The sequence below is a fragment of the Granulicella sibirica genome (assembly GCF_004115155.1).
GTDB lineage: Bacteria > Acidobacteriota > Terriglobia > Terriglobales > Acidobacteriaceae > Edaphobacter > Edaphobacter sibiricus.
This window is the reverse complement of the sequence record NZ_RDSM01000001.1, coordinates 1128147-1147232: the sequence shown is the minus strand read 5'-3', so window position 1 is coordinate 1147232 and position 19086 is coordinate 1128147. Positions and strand designations below refer to the sequence as shown.

The following is a 19086-nucleotide window of genomic DNA, read 5'->3' as shown; positions in this document are numbered from 1 at the left end:
AGCATGATTCCCGAATCGAAAGCCTCACTCACCCACTCTCCACGCATTCTTGATGGCATCGCCATTGCCGCCGGTATCAAGGCCGAAGTTGCCGAACAGGTTCGCGCCCTTGCACCTGAAGGTATTACGCCGGGTCTCGCGGTGATTCTCGTAGGCGAGGTTCCCGCTTCGCAGATTTACGTTCGTTCCAAAGTGAAGACCTGCGGGGAACTGGGGATTTATTCCGAGATGCTCACGCCGCCTGAGACGATTACGACCGAAGAATTACTTGATCTGATCGCGGGACTCAACGCACGGCAGGATATCGATGGCATCCTCATCCAGCTTCCGCTCCCGGCACACGTGGACACGCGCCGCTTGCTTGAAGCCGTCGATCCCGCGAAAGACGTTGACGGCTTCCATCCGATCAATGCCGGGCGTCTGCTGGCCGAGGGCTACTCGGGCAGCGCGACGAGCAAGTCAGGCAAGCTGGCACTCGCTCCCTGTACTCCAGCCGGCATCATGGAGATCCTCCGCCGCTCAGAGATTCCTATCGCGGGGAAGAGCGCCGTTGTGCTTGGCCGTTCAGATATCGTTGGCAAGCCGGCCGCCTCGATGTTGATCAATGCCTCGGCTACGGTTACCGTTTGCCACAGCCACACCGCAGATCTCGCTCGTCACACGCGAGAGGCCGATATCCTCGTTGCTGCAATCGGGCGCCCGGGCTTCGTCACGCCGGAGATGATTAAGCCGGGTGCGACGCTCATCGATGTTGGAATCAATCGCGTGACGGATGCATCTGAAGTCGCTCGGTTCTTTCCGAACGACGAAGCCCGCGCCGCCCTCTTTGCCAAGCGTGGGTCGACTGTCGTGGGAGACATTCATCCTGCTGCATTTGCGCTCTCGGGGGCGTATACACCTGTTCCGGGTGGGGTCGGTGCGCTCACCATCGCGATGCTCATGCAAAACACGGTGACAGCCGCCAAGGCTCGCCGCGGAAAGAAGTAGGGCTCGCACAGCCCGCAAGGACCAACTATGCTCCGCGTAGGCTTGACCGGCAATCTCGGTAGCGGTAAGTCCACCGTGGCCAGCCTATTCGAAAAGCGGGGGGCTCATGTGCTTCAATCCGACGCCATCGGTCGAGAGCTGATGCAGCCGGGAAAGCCAGTTTTTGACGCCATTGTTGCGCTCTTTGGCCCAGGCGTCTTGCAGCCAGATGGGACGCTCGATCGGCCAGCTCTGGCCCGCATTGCCTTTGCCGAAGGCCATGCCAAGGAATTGAACGCTATCGTCCATCCGGCGGTGATCGCCCGGCAAGGAGAACTGGCGGAGGCTATTGAGGCCCAGAACCCGTCAGCCGTGCTCCTTGTGGAATCGGCCCTGCTATTTGACCCGAAACATCCGTCAAGGGACCCGCGAGCGGGCCGTTTTGCCCGCATTCTTCTTGTCACCGCGTCCGAAGACGACAAGTTAGAGCGTTTTTTGCGGCGCACCGGCTCTGCTGCGGACCGGCCTGAGGTGCGGAAGGCTGAAGCCCGGCGGAGGCTCGCGCTTCAGGTTTCCGACGAAGTCGCTGTTCCCCTGGCCGATCACGTCATTCGAAACGATGGCTCGCTCGGAGGCCTCGAGCGGCAAGTTGAGGCTCTCTGGCCCATCCTCGCGGATGCTGCCAGAGTTCCTGAGTTGCTCCAGGACTCCACGGAATCGCTACAATAAGAACGTGTCGAACCTAGAGACCCGGGAGAACCGGGCTGCGTCGAACCATTTTTGGAGGCAGGCTGGCCGACACTCCGAGAAAGCACTCTTCGCTCCGAAAGGGAAGAAGGGAACAGAACCCTTGAAGCCCATGAAATACCGTCCCGTCCTCCTGGTCCTCGTTCTCCTCTCAGGTTTCTATTACCTGACCACGCGCGGAGCATCGTCCGGAGCGCCGCGTCCCTGGGTCCGCAATCTGCTACCGGCGGCCGCATCGAACGCGCTCCACACAGAAAACGTGACCGGACCGCTGGGTGCCTTCGAGTTAACTGAAGCCTCCGCCGCCCCCGCTTTCGATACGGAGGAACAGCAGAATATCGCTGTCTACAAGAAGGCGTTGCCTTCTGTTGTGAACATTACGTCCACGACGGTCTCCTATGATTTCTTCTATGGTCCCGTGCCTCAGCAGGGGCAGGGGTCGGGCTTTCTGCTTGATAAGCAGGGACATATCCTCACCAACAACCATGTGATCGATGGCGGGCAGAGGATTGAAGTCACCCTCGCCGATAAACACAAATACAAAGCCAGCATTGTAGGGGTCGATAAGGGGCATGATCTTGCTCTGTTATTGATCAACGCCCCGAACCTGACCCCGGCGACCCTATCAGAATCGAACGGCCTCATCGTGGGGCAGCGCGTGTATGCGATTGGCAATCCATTTGGTCTGTCCGGTACGATGACTCGCGGCATTATCTCGGCGATACGGTCGATTCATGGTCCGCAGAACAATCCGATTGAAGACGCCATTCAGACGGATGCGAGCGTTAATCCCGGCAACTCAGGTGGACCTCTTCTCAATTCGCGCGGAGAGGTGATCGGCATTACAACGCTGATCGCTTCGAACGGGGCGGATCAATCCTCTGGTATCGGTTTCGCGATTCCGATCAACACGGCCAAGGCATTCATCGACGACTTCGCTCGATATGGCCGCGTTCGTCGCCCTGCTCTCGACATTTCTACGTTGCCGATTGGTCCTGATATCGCGGAGCAGATCGGTCTTCCCTCGGACTACGGCATTCTTATAGAGCGGGTACTTCCCGGTGGCGCCGCCGAGAAGGCCGGGCTCAAGGGGGGGACACAGCGTGCCTACCAGGGCAACACCCCGGTGATGCTTGGCGGTGACCTCATCGTGGCGATCGACGGACAGGACGTCCAATCGGCTCAGGACCTCTCGGGTGCCCTAAACTCGCATCACGCTGGGGATACCGTGACACTCTCGATCTTCCGCGGCAGACGCCGCATGGACGTTCGCGTCACCTTGAGCGATGCGAGAGATGTGCCGACCGGTCCGCAGGCGTAGACGTGTTTCGGGCTCGAGCGAAGGAGTGTTGGACACAACTGACTGGCGCGGCAAGTCAATCGCTGCATCTTGATCCCATTCTTGTCGTCTAATAGACAGGTGACTCCGCAAGAACTTCAGACCGATTCTCCAGCCACCTTCAAGGCCTCCAGCGAGACCTCGATCCTCATCGAAGCGGCTGTTCCGATTAGTAACTGCCCCGAGTGTTCGCTGTGGCTTCCTCCCGGCACGCTGCAATGCCCGGAATGTCACATGATTATTTATAGTGCGCACCTGCATCGTATCGCCACGGCCGCCGCGCAGCAGGAGGCGGCGTCGGAGTGGGGCCCGGCGCGCGCGACATGGCAGCAGGCGCTTGCCTGGCTTCCACCTGAGTCGTCCCAGGCTAAATCCGTGTGCGATCACATCGCCCAGATCGACGCCCGTTTCCGGTCAGAAGACGAGCGGAAGGCTCGCTGGACCAAGCGGCTTGGCCCGCTCGCGCCGATTGCCTTTTTTCTGCTAAAGGCAAAGACGTTTCTCTTCGCGATCTTCAAGCTGAAGTTCCTTTTCAGCTTTCTGGCGTTCTTCGGAGTGTACTGGGCGCTGTTCGGCTGGCGATTCGGGTTGGGATTCACCAGCGCGATCCTCATCCACGAGATCGGCCACTACATCGCCGCGCGGCGCTACGGTCTCAAGGTTGATCTGCCGCTCTTTATCCCTGGTCTCGGTGCCTATGTGCGGTGGTATCACGAGGGTGTCTCTGTTGAGATTCTCTCGGGTATTGCCCTTGCGGGTCCGCTGTTCGGACTCTTTACCGCTGTCGGCTTCGTGACTCTTGCTCATGTTTACAGCTCGCAGCTTTTCCTGGCGTTAGCATACTCGGCGGCATTTCTTAACTTGTTCAATCTTGTCCCGGTGCTCGGGCTTGATGGTGCACAGGCCACTTTCGCTCTCAACCGGTTGCAGCGGTACCTGCTCATCGTGACGTCGGTCCTGCTTTATGCGCTGCTACGGGAATGGGTCTTTCTCGCTATCGCTGCAGGGATGACATGGCGTGCTGTTCGCGGTCCTTCGCCGGAGCAGCCAAGCAGCCGCGCAATGATCGTTTTCACTCTGCTGCTCTTTGCGCTGGGAGCAATCATGTGGGCTGCTCCCGACCTCACACGCGGAAACTACGGCATGTTCAACAGCTAGGTGAGCCGGATGTACCGGCGGCCGACGGCTGTATAGTCGCCGCTGACTACGCGGCGGATTGCCTCGGGGTATGCCTTGTGCTCCTCGACAAGGATCCGTGCCGAGAGCGTCTCGGTTGTATCCTCGTCCAGCACATCCACGGTCCGCTGGAGCACGATGACTCCGTGATCCACAGCTTCATCGACGAAATGGACGGTGCAGCCAGCTACTTTGACGCCGAAGTCGAGCGCTGCTTGTTGGACATCAAGCCCCACAAAGGACGGCAGGAGCGATGGGTGGATGTTGAGGATAGCACCCGGGAACGCTCCGACGAAATCCGGGGTCAGGACTCGCATGTATCCGGCAAGGCAGACAAGTTCAACGCGAGCCCCGCGTAGCGCCTGGATCATCAGCGCATCATGCTCGGCCCGCTTCATGCCCTTGGAAATGATTGCGCGGGCTGGGATTCCCATTGCGCGGGCGGCTTCGAGACCACCGGCGTCCTCCCGGTTTGAGAGAACGATCGCGATCTCGACATGGGGTAGAGACCCGTCTCGAATAGCTTCGGCAATGGCCACGAAGTTCGATCCACGCCCGCTTAACAGGATTCCGATCCGCGTCATCCGGTGTAGCTGACCTTCCGTTCGCCGCGTACCACGCGTCCTAGGATGCAGTGCCGCTCGTTTGCCCGGTTAAGGACAGCTTTAGCCTTCTTCACCTTTTCGGCCGGAACAACGCAGATGAGGCCAATGCCCATGTTGAAAGTACGGAGCATCTCGTCCTTTTCGACGTTGCCGAGTTCCTGGAGATGCTCGAAAAGGGGCGGAACCTGCCAGGAGGCGAGATCGATGCTCGCGCCCATCCCCTTCGGCAGGATTCTCGGCAGATTCTCCGTGATCCCTCCGCCGGTGATGTGGGCCATGCCGCTCACAACTTCGGACGAGCAGAGCTTCTTGATGATGGCGAGATAACTGCGGTGCGTGCGCATCAGCGCCGCGCCGGTCTTATCCTTCAACTCGTTGACGTATTGATCCGGACCGTACTTCGCGACCTCGAACAGGAGCTTGCGGGCCAGCGAGTAGCCATTGGTGTGTAGACCGTTCGACGGAAGACCGATCAGCACATCGCCGACTTCGATGGTCGAGCCCGTGATGATCTTGTCGCGGCTGACCGCACCGACGATGAAACCGGCAAGGTCGTACTCGCCATCCGAGTAGAAGCCGGGCATCTGGGCAGTTTCGCCGCCGATGAGGGCGCATCCGTTTGCGCGGCAGGCTTCCGAGATACCCGTTACCACAGTCTCGATGATGGCTGGATCGAGCGCGCCGGTCGCGAGGTAGTCGAGAAAGAAGAGGGGTGTTGCGCCCTGCACCGCGATGTCGTTCACACAATGGTTGACGAGGTCCTGACCGACGGTGTGGTGGATGCCAAGCTCGAAGGCGACCTTTAGCTTGGTTCCGACGCCATCAGCGCTCGAGACGAGGACGGGATTGGGGAACTTCTCGAGGTCGAGGCCGAAGAGACCACCGAAGCCGCCGATCTCACTGAGGACGTTCTTGTTGAACGTCTTGCGGGCGAGCATCTTGATGCGCTGCTTGCTGCGGTCGCCGCTTGAGATATCCACGCCCGCGTCGGCATAGCTGACCGATGCCTTCTTTGCAGGAGTCTTCTGTTCCTTGGCCGGAACGATCTCAAGGGTCTGCGCGCTGGCGGCGCGACGCTCCATCTTCCGTCTCTCTCGCTCGCCTATCTTTCCACCTTCCGCGGGACCGCGGGTTCCGTGGACAACCGTTGCGTCACCGGGACCGCGTCCGTCTCTTGGGCGGATCGCTGGGACGTGGCCGCTGGGACCGACGCTCCAGATCGCGCCGAAGTCAGTGATGTCATCGAAGTCTGTGGGATAAAGGGGCTTGAATACGCCTGCGTCGACGTCGGGTGTCTCGGTACCAGTGGCTGCGGACTGTTGCTCAGAGCCGGTCGTCTTCTCGGTTTGAACATCAGGTGGCGGCAGTGTCTCGTCCGGCAAGGTCTTGCTCCAGTGGCTGATCGCGGTGAATGTTTGGAGATGCCAGTCTAGCAGGGGTGCTTTCAACAACCTCAATTTGCTCTCGTTCGCCTTCTTGTCTTCCCGTATCGCCGGGGTTTGGTCGCTCACTGAAAATATCCTCCCATGATCCTGATAGGGAGAGCAAAGCGCTCGGCGTTACAGGGAAATTGTCTGGTTGTCCGACCTATACTGGTACGAATGTCATCTTCCAGTTCACGCGTTCTTACCCGTTCCAGGGCGTTGCAACAGCGAGCGGAGTCCTTTCTGCCGGGTGGTGTCGATTCGCCGGTCCGGGCGTTCCGGGCGGTTGGCGGCGATCCGCCGTTTGTCGAGCGTGCGGATGGTGCTTATCTCTACGATGCAGATGGGAACCGATACCTGGACTTCTTCGGTTCCTGGGGACCGATGATCCTGGGGCATGCGTTTCCTCCGGTTACGGAGGCGATTCAGTCTGCCGCGGCTCGTGGAGCGAGCTTTGGGGCGAGTCATGCGGGTGAGGCGGATCTGGCGGAGTTGGTGCAGCGATGCTTTCCGTCGGTGAAGAAGATGCGGTTCGTCAGCTCAGGGACCGAGGCCTGCATGTCGGCGATTCGGCTCGCGAGGGGATTTACGGGACGATCGTTCGTGATCAAGTTCGAGGGCTGCTATCACGGACATGCGGATGCTCTGCTGGTGAAGGCTGGTTCGGGCGTCGCGACGTTTGGGATTCCGGGTTCGGCTGGAGTTCCTGCCGAGACGGCGATGCATACCTTGGCACTGCCTTACAACGATCTGGCTGCTGTTGAGCTTGCGTTCGAGAATCATCAGGATCAGATTGCCTGCATCATCGTGGAGCCGGTGGTGGGAAATGCCGGAACAATTTTGCCGGCGGCCGGGTATTTACAGGGTCTTCGTGAGTTGGCTACCAGGTATGGTGCGCTTCTGATTCTGGATGAGGTGATGACGGGGTTTCGGTTGTCGCTTGGTGGGGCGCAGGAGCTTTATCGGATCGAGCCGGATCTGACGACGCTGGGAAAGATCGTTGGCGGTGGACTGCCTTGTGGAGCGTTCGGCGGGCGGGAGGATGTGATGAACTTCCTCGCTCCGCTTGGGCCGGTGTACCAGGCCGGGACGCTCTCGGGGAATCCGCTGGCGATGGCGGCCGGGATCGCGCAGCTTTCCCACCTGATCGCACATGCGGATGTGATCTATCCGCATCTGGAGATGACGACGCGGTCGATCGCGGAGGGCGTCGCGGCGCTGGCTGCCGAGGTTGGGATCTCGATTACGACTAACCGGGTCGGGTCGATGTTTACGTGGTTCTTTACGCCGATGCCAGTTGAGGACTTTGCGCAGGCTGCGATGTCCGATACGGCGGCGTTTGCGCGTTTTCATCGGGCTATGCTCGATGCGGGAGTGTGGCTTCCTCCTTCGCAGTACGAGGCTGCGTTTGTGTCGATGGCGCATGGGCCGGAAGAGGTGGCGTTTGCACTTTCGGCGGCTCGTCAGGCTTTAGCCGCGGTTTGGTGCCGCTGCGGGGGTACCCCCCCCTCCCCATAGCCTTGGCGTAAGTCTTTTTCTTGCAATGAGATGCGGGTGGTGATGGCCTGTAAATGACTCATTGCAGGGGACTTGCGTCCAAATATTAGTTATCAAAGGACTTAGGCCTGGAGGGGCAAATGCAAACGCAGATTCCCTTCGGGAATGACAACCAGAAAAGCAAGTGCAAACGCAGATTCCCTTCGGGAATGACAACCAGCAAGGCAAGTGCGAGTTCAGGAAGAGTCGTCCGGCCCTGGGGCGGCGAGTTCTCTCTTTTCCTTCTGCTTTAATTGTATCGAACTCACCATAACTAAAAGGACACTCTATTTTCCTTTTAGAATGAATAAGTTAAGCCGTTTAGGGGCTTGACAAGACTTTGGGGGTCAGGCGGACTCGCGGGGCTCCATCCAGAGGCGGCCTACGACGACCAGGACAGCGAGGAGGGCGGCGCAGACGGCGAAGACGTGGCGGACGCCTATGCGCTCGGCGAGTACGCTCGAGACGATCAGGCCCAGGATCTGGGCTCCGAAGATGAAGGACATGACGGTCGAGCCTACGCGGCCCATGAGGGGCGGCGGGGTCTCCTGCTGGATGAGGGTCTGGGCGGGGATGATGATGCCCGAGACGGAGAGGCCGATGGCGAAGTCTCCGGCGATCGTGGTCCAGAAGCGGGTGACGAGAGTGAGCAGGACGAGGCCGGCGGCGATTCCGGAGAGGCCTGCGTAGACGAGGTAGGTGTTCTTGACCTTCCTGGCGAAGACGGTGAGGCCGTTGATGCCGCAGAGCATGCCGATGCCGATGGCGGAGCTGGCGAAGCCGAAGGTGCGGGTAGAGGCGTGGAGGCTATCGCGGACGTAGACGGCGATGAGCGGGCCGAAGCAGCCGAGGACGAACATTCCGGAGGACAGGGCCAGCAGGGTGAAGAGAAGGGCCGCGTGATGGATGATGAAGTCGAAGCCCTGCTTCATGTCGAGCCAGATGCGGGTGACTCCGGTGGCTTCGGATGCGGCGGCGGGTGTCGCGGGCGTGACGGGAGCAGTGAGCTTGCCGAAGGCGACGCTGGCGATGAGGCATCCGGAGGCGACGAAGCTGACGGCGTCGGCGTAGTAGCAGCTTTTGGCTCCGAAGGCGGAGACGAGCATGGCGGCGACGAAGGGGCCGGCGATGCGCATCACGAACATGACCTGCTGCATGAGGGCGTTGGCGGAGCGGAGGCCGTGAAAGGGGACGATGGAGCGAAGGGCGACTCCCTGTGCGGGGCCGAAGAAGCTGGAGACGACGCTGATGGCAGCGAGGACGGCGTAGTAGTGGCTGACGCGGGTGGCGAAGAGGAGAAGCAGGACGAGGGCGGCGCGGATGAGGTCGCTGGCGACCATGGTGGGCTTGAGCGGCCAGCGGTCGACGAAGACTCCGGCGACGATGCCGAGGATGGCGATGGGGACGAGATAGGCGATCTGAACGCCGATGACCTGCTGGGGCGTGGCGGCCAGTTTGAAGGTCATGATGCCGATGACGGCGAAGAGCGCGAGGAAATCGCCAAAGGTGGAGACGATCTGGGCGTACCAGAGGCGACGCATCGCGGGGATGCGGAGGACCGCGCCCATGGAGAGAGGTTCGGGTGCCGGCGAGGTTGGAGCGGTGGCCATGGGTTTTGTGATCTTAGCGCGCGACCTAACTTGCGGTTTAGATGTGGACGGCGTGCGAGCGGCTCAGGTTTATCTCCGCGGGCGTTGAGACCGCACCGCAAGGGCCGGGGGTGCTCGCACCTGGCAGTGACGCTGATGCCCGTGTTAGCGGTGGTTAGCCGGGCTTGCCGAAAACAACGACTTTCGGGGAACGCCGAGCCGATTGCGTGCCCTCAGTCGGAGCTAAATGTCCAAACGAACATTGGACCCGGGAGCCAATATCGATTCGAAGCCAGCCCTAAAGTCCCTACTAGGCGTTTCTGATCGTAGGGCCGAGTATCGTCGCGAGTAATAATGGCTTGCTTTCAATCACATACGACGGTTGAGATAAATTGAGTGTTCTTGATGAAGGAATTGAGGCTCTGTGGGGACTGGTAATGGGAATATTGCTCATCCATAGTCCACGTAATGGTCCCGACTATCTTTGCCCAAAAGGAGTTTTCCTCATGCGCCCGATTCACCTTTATCTATCTATCTACTGCGTTGCTACCGTAGTGACGCTTACAACGCTTCACGTCTCAGCCCAGGAGCCCCGTCTGGGTGACGAACAGGCAATTAGGCAACGCTTCGCCGACCTGGACACAGCCTGGAGTCATCATGACGCTCAGCAAATCACCAATGCGCAGACGGCGGTAGCGGATGCAGATTACATCAACCTCACTGGCGGCTGGATAAAAGGTCGGGAACCTTTTGTGGGGGTCATGACCAAACTCCAGGCCGGACCGTTTCACGATATTCAGAGGCACACAGTTGTCGAGAAGATCCGCTTCATCCGTCCCGACGTCGCCGTTGTTATCACCACAAACGTCGATCGTCACGGCGATGGGCCACCCAGCGAATCACGAAGCACGTACATCTTGAGCAAAGAGGGAGGGCGCTGGCTTTTGAACTCCTTCCAGAACACTCAGGTCGCTGCACCTCCAGATGCGTCGCGACCTCCGCAAAGCACCCCTCGCACGCCACAGTAGAGGAGGTGATCGCTGAACCAATGCTTCCGGGTACATCGTCGCGCCCTGAAAACGGGGTTATGGGAAGCTGCATTGGTTCGGTGGCCTGTTGCCGACACAGTTTCCGAAAAACCGACTTTGCGGGAGTGACCCGCTCTCACCTTCTCCCAAACCAGACTCCTGTGCCTGAATCTGGGTCTCCGACTGTCCAGTACAAGCGATAGGGCTTTGAATGTCCTGCCAGCTCTAGCCCTGCATATGAACCGGTTTGGCACGAGCCAGGATGTTCGTCTGAAACAACCGTCAAGCGAATACCGTCATCATCAGGCCCTGCCCAGCTTCCTCTCCCAGAGAGGGTACAAGTGGATGTGCCGAAGTCAGCCGGTAGATTAGCAACTGTCATCGACCCATCTGCCTGCAAGGTTAGGCTGGCCGGAGCGGGAGGTCTGCTCTCGTCCAGATGGCGTTCAGATTCCATGTAGTGACCAACAAGCTCGTCGCGTGGTGGAACCCGCCATGGGCGGTTCCAGATCGCAGGAGGGCCAAACAAAGCCCCAGCCAAGTTATTCGCCATGAAGAAACCCATAAGCAAGACAGGCAAGGCGATGAGTCCAATTGGAACAAGCGCCAGCAACCACCAATTTGAGAACCGCTTGCCGAAAGCTTGCACAGAAGAAGTCTAAACGGCCCGCCTTATTCCACTCCCTGAAAACGGCGTTTTGACCAACTTCGGCTGGTCCGGAGTGCGTTGAAAATCGAAGTTGGCGACAGCACTGACTTCGCTCCAGTCTCCGCAGCAGTGGCTAACAATCCTCCCTCACACTGGTCAACGTTTGTCTTTGTAGCTCATTGGCAAGGCTAGCTCGAACTGCAAAGTCCCGGAGTGAACGGTTCCGATCCAGAAGATTTCATGAAAGGGCGGCTTGCCCTTCTCAATGGTGAAATCGTCATTAGGATTGTGGCCCGTGTATTCCGCAGACAAAGAGTAACGGCCAGCAGGAAGCTCCAAGGCAGCTATCTTTGGTTCGTAAGACCAGTAGTCCTCAAGATCAATCGCCGGTAGCTCGAAGGTGCCGCCGACCGGGAGCGTCACTGAATAAGCCCCCATCCTACCCGCGATATAGGCGGGATCTCGTTTCACCAGATGATGTACCCTGCCGTTTACGTCCGTGAGCGAAAACTTGATTTCACCGGCGTAGTCTTTTCCGCCGACGTTCAACCCAAGGTAAAGGATCAGCGGATGATTCGTCTTGTTGCGCATTTCGACCTTGAAAAGAGGCCCGGCAGTTTGCGCTCCACTGTCCCTAACAACTTCGATTTGGAGAGTATCGGGCGGCGTTTCCTGTCCGATGCTTTTTACCGAAACGAGAAGGGCGGCAACGAGAATCACGGCCAGGTGGCATCGGACGAGTAAACGCATATGGGCGTCATCCTTCAGCACGAATGATAAACAGCGTTTTCGACAACTTCGTTCCTCCTGGCCGTCCTGGGTCCTTGGCAGGCTGCGAACAGGACTTCGCGGGGTGTGGAATCATCAAGGAAGAGTTGCGCTGCGGGGCAGGGGGTGACGCCTATCTGTCCGCTTGAGGTATTTTTGCAGACGGAGCCCTGGGAGGACGATTGAAGACTCTGTTACGCGAGGCTGTCTTCGCGATGACCAAGTGGCGAATGGCCGGACTGTGTCTCGCTCTCATCCTGGCTTCCGGCTCGACGGAACTTCAGGCGCAGGCCCGGCCAGCGGTCTTCGACGCCACGCGGCTTGCTGTCCCGCGCGACCTCGATGACGGCTGGCTGGCGCAGCCCGGCGACAGTGCCTCCTATGCCGAGCCGGGTTTCGACGATTCCACGTGGGCTGCGTTCGACCTGCATCGTTCTCTTTCGGCGTTCCTTCACGGGGCGCATCCGCCGATCGTGTGGTATCGGGTCCGCCTGCGGGTCGATCCAGCCCAGACGGGTATCGCGTTGCGGGAAGAGACGCTCGCCCGCGCCTTTGAGATCTATGTGAACGGAGAACGGCTGATGGCCTCAGGCCAGGTCGCTCCGCTCCGCCCCTACACCTACAACGCCCCGATCCTTGTACGCATTCCGGATCGCATGGTCGCGACTGGGCACCTGGTTGTGGCGGTGCGCGCCGGCATCGCGAAGGAGGAGTGGGGCCTCGAATTTCCCGGACTCTCGACCGGTAATCTTACGCTCGGTCCGGACGGGGCACTGGCGGACAAGGACTGGCTCGAAGTTATTGGCGAGAATTTCGGGAGCATGGTGGATTCGGTTACCACGGTCGCCCTGGGTTTGGTTGCACTGGCGCTGTTTCTTTCTCAGCGGCGTCATCGCGAATACCTGTGGATCTTCGGCCTTGGGATGGTGTCGCTGGCTGAACTTCCTGTCCGGGTCATTTCCCTCTTTCATAACATTCCGATCGGGTGGCGATTCCTGAATGCCGGCTTCACGATCTTCTTGCCCTTTCTCACCGCCGCGATGTATTTCGCCTTCGTCAGTGTCAGGATCGGTCGGAAGTTCCGCGTCTTTCTGTGGATTGCAGGGCTGCTGAATGCTTACAGCAATCTGGCGAACCAGGGTCTTCTGCCAAACTTACCGGGCAGCTACGGGTTGCTGACCAATCTGTTGTTCGTGGCCCTGCTGGCGGCAGTGATTCCGATCGTTCTCGGAGTACATCTTCGTCGCGGCAACCGAGAGGCGGGCATCCTGCTCATCCCGGCGATTGCCTTCAGCCTGTATATCTACGCCAACTACGCGCTGGCGCTGCTGTTTAACATTCCGGGTTGGAGCGCGGCGGCGCGGCGCGGTCTAAATCTGATCCAGCGGTTTCCGGCGGGGCCCTTCGCGATCTCACTGAACGATGTTTCGGGGATTCTGTCGACGATCGCCCTGTCTATCATCATGGTGCTTCGCGCCAGCAGGACGAGCCGCGTGCAGGCGCAGCTCGAGGGCGAGCTGGAAGCCGCGCGCGAGGTGCAGCAGGTGATTCTTCCGGAGCAGATCGAGTTGGTGCCGGGCTTCGCGATCGAGAGCGTCTATGTCCCGGCGCAACAAGTTGGCGGCGACTTTTTCCAGATCGTGCCAATTGCTGGCGGGGGACTGCTTCTGGTGATCGGCGATGTGGCCGGGAAAGGCCTGCCGGCGGCCATGCTGGTGTCGGTTGTCGTCGGCGCCATCCGCGCCACGGCGGAGTTTACGCACAATCCTCAAGAGATCCTGGCGAGCCTCAATGAACGTCTGCTGGGACGGTCGCGAGGAGGATTCTCGACGGCGCTGGCTGCGTATTTCTCGCCGGATGGTTTTGTCGAGATAGCCAATGCGGGCCATCTGTCTCCTTACATCGACGGACAGGAACTGGACCTGGAGGGCGCGCTGCCGCTCGGAATCCTGAGCCGCTCGGCGTTTCCGGTGAGGCGCGTGCTCCTCCCGGAAGGCAGCCGAGTCACCTTTTATTCCGACGGCGTCGTCGAGGCACAGAATGGCGAGGGAGAACTGTTCGGGTTCGATCGCAGCCAGAAGATTGCAACCCATCCGGCGACTGAGATCGCTGCCGCGGCCAAGCACTTCGGCCAGTCGGATGATATTACCGTCGTGGCCATCACGAGGACGACCCCTGTGGCCATCCACGTTGCCGCCTGACCCCAATAAAAACAGGCTTTCAACGGGTCTTAATGGGAGCAGGTGACATGGTAGGGGCCAAAGACGTTACACTCAAACGCGTGAAAACGAAGATCCTGTTTGTCTCTCTCCTGGCGACCTCGCTCGCCTCGCCGCTCTTCGCGCAAGATGTGAAAGAGTTCCTCGGTCGTTGGGATATGACGGTCACTCCCGCCACCGGCAAACCGTATCCGCAATGGATCGAGCTTACGGAGGACGGCGGGAAGATCGAAGGCCGGGTTCAGCCGCGGGGTGGTGCATGGCATCCGATCACGGACGCTCATATCGCGTCGGGCAAGCTGGTTGTTGTCGTTGGGGATGCGGGGGCGGGCTCGGCGCTTACGTGGGAGCTCACGTCTCCGAGCGCGGGCAAGCTGGCGGGCGTCGAGAAGAAGGGTGACGTTGACGGGCCGATGCTCGCCGGGGTGAAGGCGCCCCTGATCGATCGGCCAGTGCCGAAGGAGTGGACCAAACCCAGGGCGCTCTTCGACGGCAAGGACCTCAAAGGCTGGGAGCCGATCGGCAATGTCGAGAACAACAAGTGGGTGGCCCGGGATGGGGAACTGGTGAATGACAATCCGGAGGTGCCCGGTCAGCGGGGGCATGGGGCTGCCAACATCATGACCACGGAGAAGTTCCAGGATTTCAAGCTGCATATCGAGGTGAACTGCCCGGAGGGTGGAAACAGCGGCATCTACCTGCGCGGACGGTACGAGTTGCAGGTGGGGACCGAAGGCGGCAAGCTGCCATCGCATGAGATGGGCGCGATCTACAGCTACTTTCCGCCGCCAGAGGGTGCGCAGAATGGTCTGGGAAAGTGGACGACCTTCGACGTCACGCTGGTGGGCAGGCATGTAACGGTTTTGCGCGATGGCAAGATGTATCACGACAACGTCGAGATTCCCGGGCCGACCGGGGGAGCGCTGGATAGCAATGAGGCTGAGCCTGGGCCTTTCTACCTGCAGGGGGATCACCACGGGGTGATCCAGTACCGGAATATCACCATCTCCGTTCCAAAGAAGTAAGGTCCGGATGAAGGCGTGGGTTCGGGCCGGTGTGGATATACTTCTTCACAACGCCATCATGAAGCGCCACGTCCTCATCTTCGGTGTCGTCGGCGGCGTGCTGATCGCCACGCTGCAGTACACCGAATACCGATTCATCGTCATCGAGCACTCCGTCGAGCTGTACGGTGCGCTTGTGGCTTTGCTGTTCTCGGCTTTTGGGATCTGGCTTGGCCTTCGCATCACGCGTGGCCGTGAGACCATCCGGGAAACGGTCGTGGTGAGGGAGGTGGTTGTGCCGGCTCAGGCCCCTGCTGCCGAACCGTTTGCTCCCGATACTGCTCAGCAGCAGACCACCGGCATCACGGCGCGCGAGCTTGAGATTCTCAACCTGGTCGCGCTGGGGCTGAGCAATCGCGAGATCGCGAGGCAGCTCTTCGTCTCGGAGAACACAGTCAAGACACACTGTGCCCGCGCTTTCGACAAGCTTGGAGCCGCGCGCCGGACCCAGGCTGTTCTCCGGGGCAAAGAACTGGGGCTCCTGCCGTGAAGGCGTCACCCGAAAGTACGATTTTGGCTGCGTTTCCGCAAAATCACTCGAAAGAATGACGACTTTCGGGCATGTTTGATCGCATCGTGACTCCAGTCGCACCCGCACCGGGACTTTCATCAGGAGGCTCATATGAAGAAAACCGTCCTCACCTTCGGGCTCATCTCCGGCGTCATGATCTCCGTCCTGATGGGCACCTCGCTGATCTTCGCGAGCAAGCTTGGCTCAGCCCACAGCATGGTTCTCGGCTACACCAACATGGTGGCGTCATTCCTACTGGTCTACTTCGGAGTCCGCAGCTACCGCGACAACACGCCTGGGGGCCAAATCTCCTTTGGGCGGGCCTTTGCCTGCGGCATCCTGATCACGCTCATCTGCAGCGTCTTCTACGTCGGGATGTGGGAGATTCTCTATTTCAACTTCATGCCCCACTTCATGGACAGCTACTTCGCCGCGCAGATTCACATGGTCCAGTCCTCGGGACTTGACCCGACCGCCGCAGCCGCTAAGGTCGCTGCCATCCAGCGCTCTCAGCAGCTCTACCAGAACCCTTTTGTGAACATGGCTTACACCTTCATGGAGCCTCTGCCGGTCGGCCTTATCATTACTCTGATCTCGGCAGCCATCCTTCGCCGCAAGGGCGCCGCTGAACCGTCTGCCGCTATGATGACAACAAATCAAGAGGCCGGGGCGTAGCCCGAGCCTCCCGTCCGCCACCCACTCAATCTGGATAACAAAGGTTTCCCTGGAGAAAGCATGGCTTCCATCACTGGATTTGGCGGTATCTTTTTGCGAGCGAACGATCCGAAGGCCCTGTATGCCTGGTACGAGCAGCATCTCGGTCTGACAAAGCCCGACGGAGCCTTTGCGTTTCCTGTGCCGACGCAACATCCCCAGATTGTCTTCTCCCTTTTCAAACAGGACAATGACTACTTCCCGCCGGCCCAGAAGGCGATGCTCAATCTACAGGTAGATGACCTGGATGGCGTGATGGACCGTTTGATCGCGGAAGGTGTCACGGTCGATCCGGAACGGGCGAGCTATGACTTTGGAAAGTTCGGGTGGCTGACGGATCCGGAAGGAAATCGTGTCGAGCTGTGGCAGCCCGCCTAAGCGTATCGATGCGAGGCTGGCTGGAACTTCTGTCATGCGTTGTGTCCGCGATCGAGCTCCCGGTCGAAGAAATTCGCCATATAACCCCAGGCTTCGTGCTACTCGGGCAGCGTGTCGTTGTTCCAGAAGCAATGCGGGGGCAATCCGATGACATCACAGTCGTGGCCATCACGAGGGCGGCCTCAGTAGCAATCGATGCAGCTGCGTGAAAGACTGAGCGAACTGAGAAGAGTTGCGCCCGGAACTGAACTGGGCCAGCAGCGCAGTCGATATATCCGGATGGCAGATTTGCCACTCGGAGGCGCTTCATGACGGTCGAAGATCGTTACATGTTCGGAGCGGCGGCTTTCATGATCCTCACCTCGGCTGCGTACCTGTTGCTGGCGGGTCGTTAGACGCCAAGTATCGCCGTACCTCGCCCACGGGTGCCCGCGGGGGGCCGTTTGTTGTCACGGGACGGACATGCGCGTGTCGGACCAGTCGATGACGAGTTTCCTCTCCGCGAAGAACCAGCGGTGGTCCTGGCGAAGGAACTGATCGTAGTAGCGGATTCCCAGGGTCTGGCATTTGCGCTGCTCGTTTGCCCCTGTGAATTGATGGACCAGGCAATATGTCTCACCGATGGCGTGATCGCCCTGGATCACGGCGTCGCTCTGACCATTCATGTGTAAGGTGACCGTGAAGGTGTTGAGGACAGCAAGGGCCGTGCGGATGGCGGTTCTGCCCTTGATCGTCGAGTGTGGCTCGTGGGTTTTGGGATCTCCTTCGTAGTTCAGGATGGCCCCGTCGGGGACGAAGAGGTTTGATTGCTGCTCAGCGAGGCGCCTGTCGGCGCAGTGCGCCCAAGCGTCGACGAGCCGACGGAGGGCGAGGCGGTCGGCGGCTTCGCCTTTCAGTGCTGTCGCGAGGATTGAGGTGTCGTACAGATTGTCGAAGGAGAGAGGCGACGATGTCGTCGGGTGCGGGTGGGCCCCCGCTTGTTGGCCGAGAGTGTCAACATGAGAGAGACCAGCCGTGAGAGCTGAAGTGGCTGCCGTTACTGCGGTTGCGAGAAAATTGCGTCGGCCGGTCTTCGATTCACCTTGCATCTGTCGCCTCCGTGTTTTGTCTCTATTGTTGGTATCGCCTGCTTAGCGTCCTAACTCCCGGTCGAAGAAGTTCGCCATGTATCCCCAGGCTTCGTGTGACTCCGGCAGGGTGCTGTTGTTCCAGAAGCAATGCGGGAGTCCTTCGAAGACGATGAGTTGCGACTGGTTTCCGGCACGGATAAAGGCGCGGCTGAGGGAGCTTGTCGCGCTGAGGAGGAGATCGCGCTCGCTGGTGAGGAAGAGCGTTGGCGGCATGTCGTGGAGGTCCGCGTACATGGGCGACAGGACGGGATCGCGCGGGTCGGTCTTCCCGACGTAGTCGGTGTCGAGGGTGCCGTCCATGATGGGGACGTAGCCGCGTAGGCCGTCGGTGTTGTAGAGGGAGCGGGAGTCGCCTCCGTCGGCCATGCTGGCGGGGGCGGAGAAGGGGCCGAGGGCGGCGGGCATGGGGAGCTTGAGCTGCTTCATCTTGACCGCGGCCTGCAGAGTGAGGCCGGCTCCCGCGCTGCTGCCGAAGATGCCGATGCGGTTGGGCCTGTAGGTTTTGAGGAGCTCGCGGTAGACGGCGATGACGTCGTCCACGCCGGCGGGGAAGGGATGCTCCGGGGCGAGGCGGTAGAGGAGACTGACGACGCGTACGCCGGTGAGGCCGGCTACCGGGATCGATTCGGAGTAGGAGCCGGAGTCGGCGTTGAAACCGCCGCCGTGGAGGCAGATGAGGACGCGGTCTTTGTGCTTCAGGGTGGTTGGGGTGACGTCGTGGACGGGGACGCCTGCTAGCGTGGTGTCCTTGATGGTTCCGGGGAAGAGCTTCAGCAGCTCGTCGCGGTGGCGGGCCTGGGAGGCGTCGAGTGCGGTGCGGCGCTGCTCGATGGTCTGGGGGACGTTTGCGTCGGTGGCGAGGGGGCGGCTGAGCCATGCCGTGGCCTCGGGACTCAGGCTTTGCGGAAGGGGAATGACGCGCTGCATGCGGACGGTTCCGTCGGCTTCGGTGACGGCGTGGTTTTCGGTGATTCTGGTTGCGGGGTTCTCCTGGGCGGCGGCTACGAGGGTGATCGAGAAGAGCGCGAAGGCAGCACGACGTATCATCGGTTGAGTCTCCGCCAACCACTATCGCAGGTCGCGAGACTTTCCGGCAGGATCGACCGTCTGCCTATCGACACTGCGTGTGCTCAACGATGAAACAGAAGTGTTGTACAAAGGATGCTGGTCGAGGCGCGTCCATCCTAGCGGATCCGGTCTCTGATTGCGTCCAACGAGTATCGCTAACGCCGTACCAATCCGT

17 protein-coding genes are annotated in these 19086 nt (G+C 59.9%); 11 read left to right on the top strand and 6 right to left on the bottom strand.

The annotated features are described in order from the left end of the window. The first annotated feature begins 3 nt into the window (after positions 1-3). From GRAN_RS04875 to GRAN_RS04860, 4 genes are all read left to right on the top strand, one after another. Positions 4-987, top strand: coding sequence for a bifunctional 5,10-methylenetetrahydrofolate dehydrogenase/5,10-methenyltetrahydrofolate cyclohydrolase (locus GRAN_RS04875; RefSeq protein WP_128911845.1), 984 nt, complete (start codon positions 4-6; stop codon positions 985-987). A gap of 27 nt (positions 988-1014) precedes the next feature. Next, complete coding sequence (gene coaE, locus GRAN_RS04870; RefSeq protein WP_128911844.1) at positions 1015-1695, top strand: dephospho-CoA kinase; 681 nt, start codon at positions 1015-1017, stop codon at positions 1693-1695. A gap of 130 nt (positions 1696-1825) precedes the next feature. Continuing rightward, positions 1826-3034: a S1C family serine protease gene (locus tag GRAN_RS04865; protein ID WP_128912969.1), complete on the top strand. Its 1209-nt coding sequence runs from the start codon at positions 1826-1828 to the stop codon at positions 3032-3034. Positions 3035-3133: 99 nt separating this feature from the next. Next, the gene (locus GRAN_RS04860; RefSeq protein ID WP_241654337.1) at positions 3134-4210 is read left to right on the top strand and encodes a site-2 protease family protein; all 1077 of its coding nucleotides are present in this window, start codon (positions 3134-3136) and stop codon (positions 4208-4210) included. Here GRAN_RS04860 and purN read toward each other — a convergent pair. Continuing rightward, positions 4207-4812 (bottom strand): phosphoribosylglycinamide formyltransferase, encoded by a 606-nt coding sequence (gene purN / locus GRAN_RS04855; protein WP_128911843.1) that lies wholly within the window; start codon positions 4810-4812, stop codon positions 4207-4209. The genes GRAN_RS04860 and purN overlap by 4 nt on opposite strands. After that, complete coding sequence (purM, locus tag GRAN_RS04850) at positions 4809-6344, bottom strand: phosphoribosylformylglycinamidine cyclo-ligase (protein WP_479680599.1); 1536 nt, start codon at positions 6342-6344, stop codon at positions 4809-4811. The genes purN and purM overlap by 4 nt, the downstream gene beginning before the upstream one ends. A 90-nt stretch (positions 6345-6434) precedes the next feature. Here purM and hemL point away from each other — a divergent pair, with 90 nt between their 5' ends. Next, a complete protein-coding gene (gene hemL / locus GRAN_RS04845; protein WP_128911842.1) occupies positions 6435-7775 on the top strand; it encodes a glutamate-1-semialdehyde 2,1-aminomutase in 1341 nt (446 codons plus the stop codon). 365 nt (positions 7776-8140) lie between these two features. On the opposite strand, the gene GRAN_RS04840 is transcribed toward hemL, so the two are convergent. Then, positions 8141-9403 carry an MFS transporter gene (locus tag GRAN_RS04840; protein ID WP_128911841.1) on the bottom strand — a complete coding sequence of 421 codons (1263 nt, stop codon included), beginning with the start codon at positions 9401-9403 and terminating at the stop codon, positions 8141-8143. Between the two features lie 416 nt (positions 9404-9819). On the opposite strand from GRAN_RS04840, the gene GRAN_RS26915 reads away from it, so the two are divergent. Then, on the top strand, positions 9820-10410 hold the full coding sequence (locus GRAN_RS26915) for an SgcJ/EcaC family oxidoreductase (protein WP_421800799.1): 591 nt from the start codon (positions 9820-9822) through the stop codon (positions 10408-10410). Between the two features lie 805 nt (positions 10411-11215). Here the strand turns inward: GRAN_RS26915 and GRAN_RS04830 are convergent. Further along, positions 11216-11809: a hypothetical protein gene (locus GRAN_RS04830; RefSeq protein WP_128911839.1), complete on the bottom strand. Its 594-nt coding sequence runs from the start codon at positions 11807-11809 to the stop codon at positions 11216-11218. 233 nt (positions 11810-12042) lie between these two features. Between GRAN_RS04830 and GRAN_RS04825 the strand changes: the two genes are divergently transcribed. From GRAN_RS04825 to GRAN_RS04805, 5 genes are all read left to right on the top strand, one after another. Then, the gene (locus tag GRAN_RS04825; protein ID WP_128911838.1) at positions 12043-14028 is read left to right on the top strand and encodes a PP2C family protein-serine/threonine phosphatase; all 1986 of its coding nucleotides are present in this window, start codon (positions 12043-12045) and stop codon (positions 14026-14028) included. Between the two features lie 80 nt (positions 14029-14108). Then, positions 14109-15071: a 3-keto-disaccharide hydrolase gene (locus GRAN_RS04820; RefSeq protein ID WP_128911837.1), complete on the top strand. Its 963-nt coding sequence runs from the start codon at positions 14109-14111 to the stop codon at positions 15069-15071. A 7-nt stretch (positions 15072-15078) separates the two neighbouring features. Next, on the top strand, positions 15079-15600 hold the full coding sequence (locus GRAN_RS04815; protein WP_241654335.1) for a response regulator transcription factor: 522 nt from the start codon (positions 15079-15081) through the stop codon (positions 15598-15600). Positions 15601-15732: 132 nt separating this feature from the next. Next, complete coding sequence (locus GRAN_RS04810) at positions 15733-16296, top strand: DUF4199 domain-containing protein (protein WP_128911836.1); 564 nt, start codon at positions 15733-15735, stop codon at positions 16294-16296. A 60-nt stretch (positions 16297-16356) separates the two neighbouring features. Further along, on the top strand, positions 16357-16713 hold the full coding sequence (locus GRAN_RS04805; protein WP_128911835.1) for a VOC family protein: 357 nt from the start codon (positions 16357-16359) through the stop codon (positions 16711-16713). Between the two features lie 449 nt (positions 16714-17162). Here GRAN_RS04805 and GRAN_RS04800 read toward each other — a convergent pair whose 3' ends face one another. Both GRAN_RS04800 and GRAN_RS04795 read right to left on the bottom strand, forming a co-directional pair. Continuing rightward, positions 17163-17801: a nuclear transport factor 2 family protein gene (locus GRAN_RS04800; protein WP_128911834.1), complete on the bottom strand. Its 639-nt coding sequence runs from the start codon at positions 17799-17801 to the stop codon at positions 17163-17165. A 42-nt stretch (positions 17802-17843) separates the two neighbouring features. Then, positions 17844-18890, bottom strand: a complete 1047-nt coding sequence (locus GRAN_RS04795; RefSeq protein WP_128911833.1) for an alpha/beta hydrolase — start codon at positions 18888-18890, stop codon at positions 17844-17846. Positions 18891-19086 lie beyond the last annotated feature (196 nt).

Excerpts from the sequence above, each read along its gene's own strand:
- GRAN_RS04875 (WP_128911845.1), top strand. The coding sequence starts at position 4 with ATGATTCCCGAATCGAAAGCCTCACTCACCCACTCTCCACGCATTCTT.
- coaE (WP_128911844.1), top strand. The coding sequence starts at position 1,015 with ATGCTCCGCGTAGGCTTGACCGGCAATCTCGGTAGCGGTAAGTCCACC.
- GRAN_RS04865 (WP_128912969.1), top strand. The coding sequence starts at position 1,826 with ATGAAATACCGTCCCGTCCTCCTGGTCCTCGTTCTCCTCTCAGGTTTC.
- purN (WP_128911843.1), bottom strand. The coding sequence starts at position 4,812 with ATGACGCGGATCGGAATCCTGTTAAGCGGGCGTGGATCGAACTTCGTG.
- hemL (WP_128911842.1), top strand. The coding sequence starts at position 6,435 with ATGTCATCTTCCAGTTCACGCGTTCTTACCCGTTCCAGGGCGTTGCAA.
- GRAN_RS04840 (WP_128911841.1), bottom strand. The coding sequence starts at position 9,403 with ATGGCCACCGCTCCAACCTCGCCGGCACCCGAACCTCTCTCCATGGGC.
- GRAN_RS26915 (WP_421800799.1), top strand. The coding sequence starts at position 9,820 with ATGGGAATATTGCTCATCCATAGTCCACGTAATGGTCCCGACTATCTT.
- GRAN_RS04830 (WP_128911839.1), bottom strand. The coding sequence starts at position 11,809 with ATGCGTTTACTCGTCCGATGCCACCTGGCCGTGATTCTCGTTGCCGCC.
- GRAN_RS04825 (WP_128911838.1), top strand. The coding sequence starts at position 12,043 with ATGACCAAGTGGCGAATGGCCGGACTGTGTCTCGCTCTCATCCTGGCT.
- GRAN_RS04815 (WP_241654335.1), top strand. The coding sequence starts at position 15,079 with ATGAAGGCGTGGGTTCGGGCCGGTGTGGATATACTTCTTCACAACGCC.
- GRAN_RS04810 (WP_128911836.1), top strand. The coding sequence starts at position 15,733 with ATGAAGAAAACCGTCCTCACCTTCGGGCTCATCTCCGGCGTCATGATC.
- GRAN_RS04805 (WP_128911835.1), top strand. The coding sequence starts at position 16,357 with ATGGCTTCCATCACTGGATTTGGCGGTATCTTTTTGCGAGCGAACGAT.
- GRAN_RS04800 (WP_128911834.1), bottom strand. The coding sequence starts at position 17,801 with ATGCAAGGTGAATCGAAGACCGGCCGACGCAATTTTCTCGCAACCGCA.
- GRAN_RS04795 (WP_128911833.1), bottom strand. The coding sequence starts at position 18,890 with ATGATACGTCGTGCTGCCTTCGCGCTCTTCTCGATCACCCTCGTAGCC.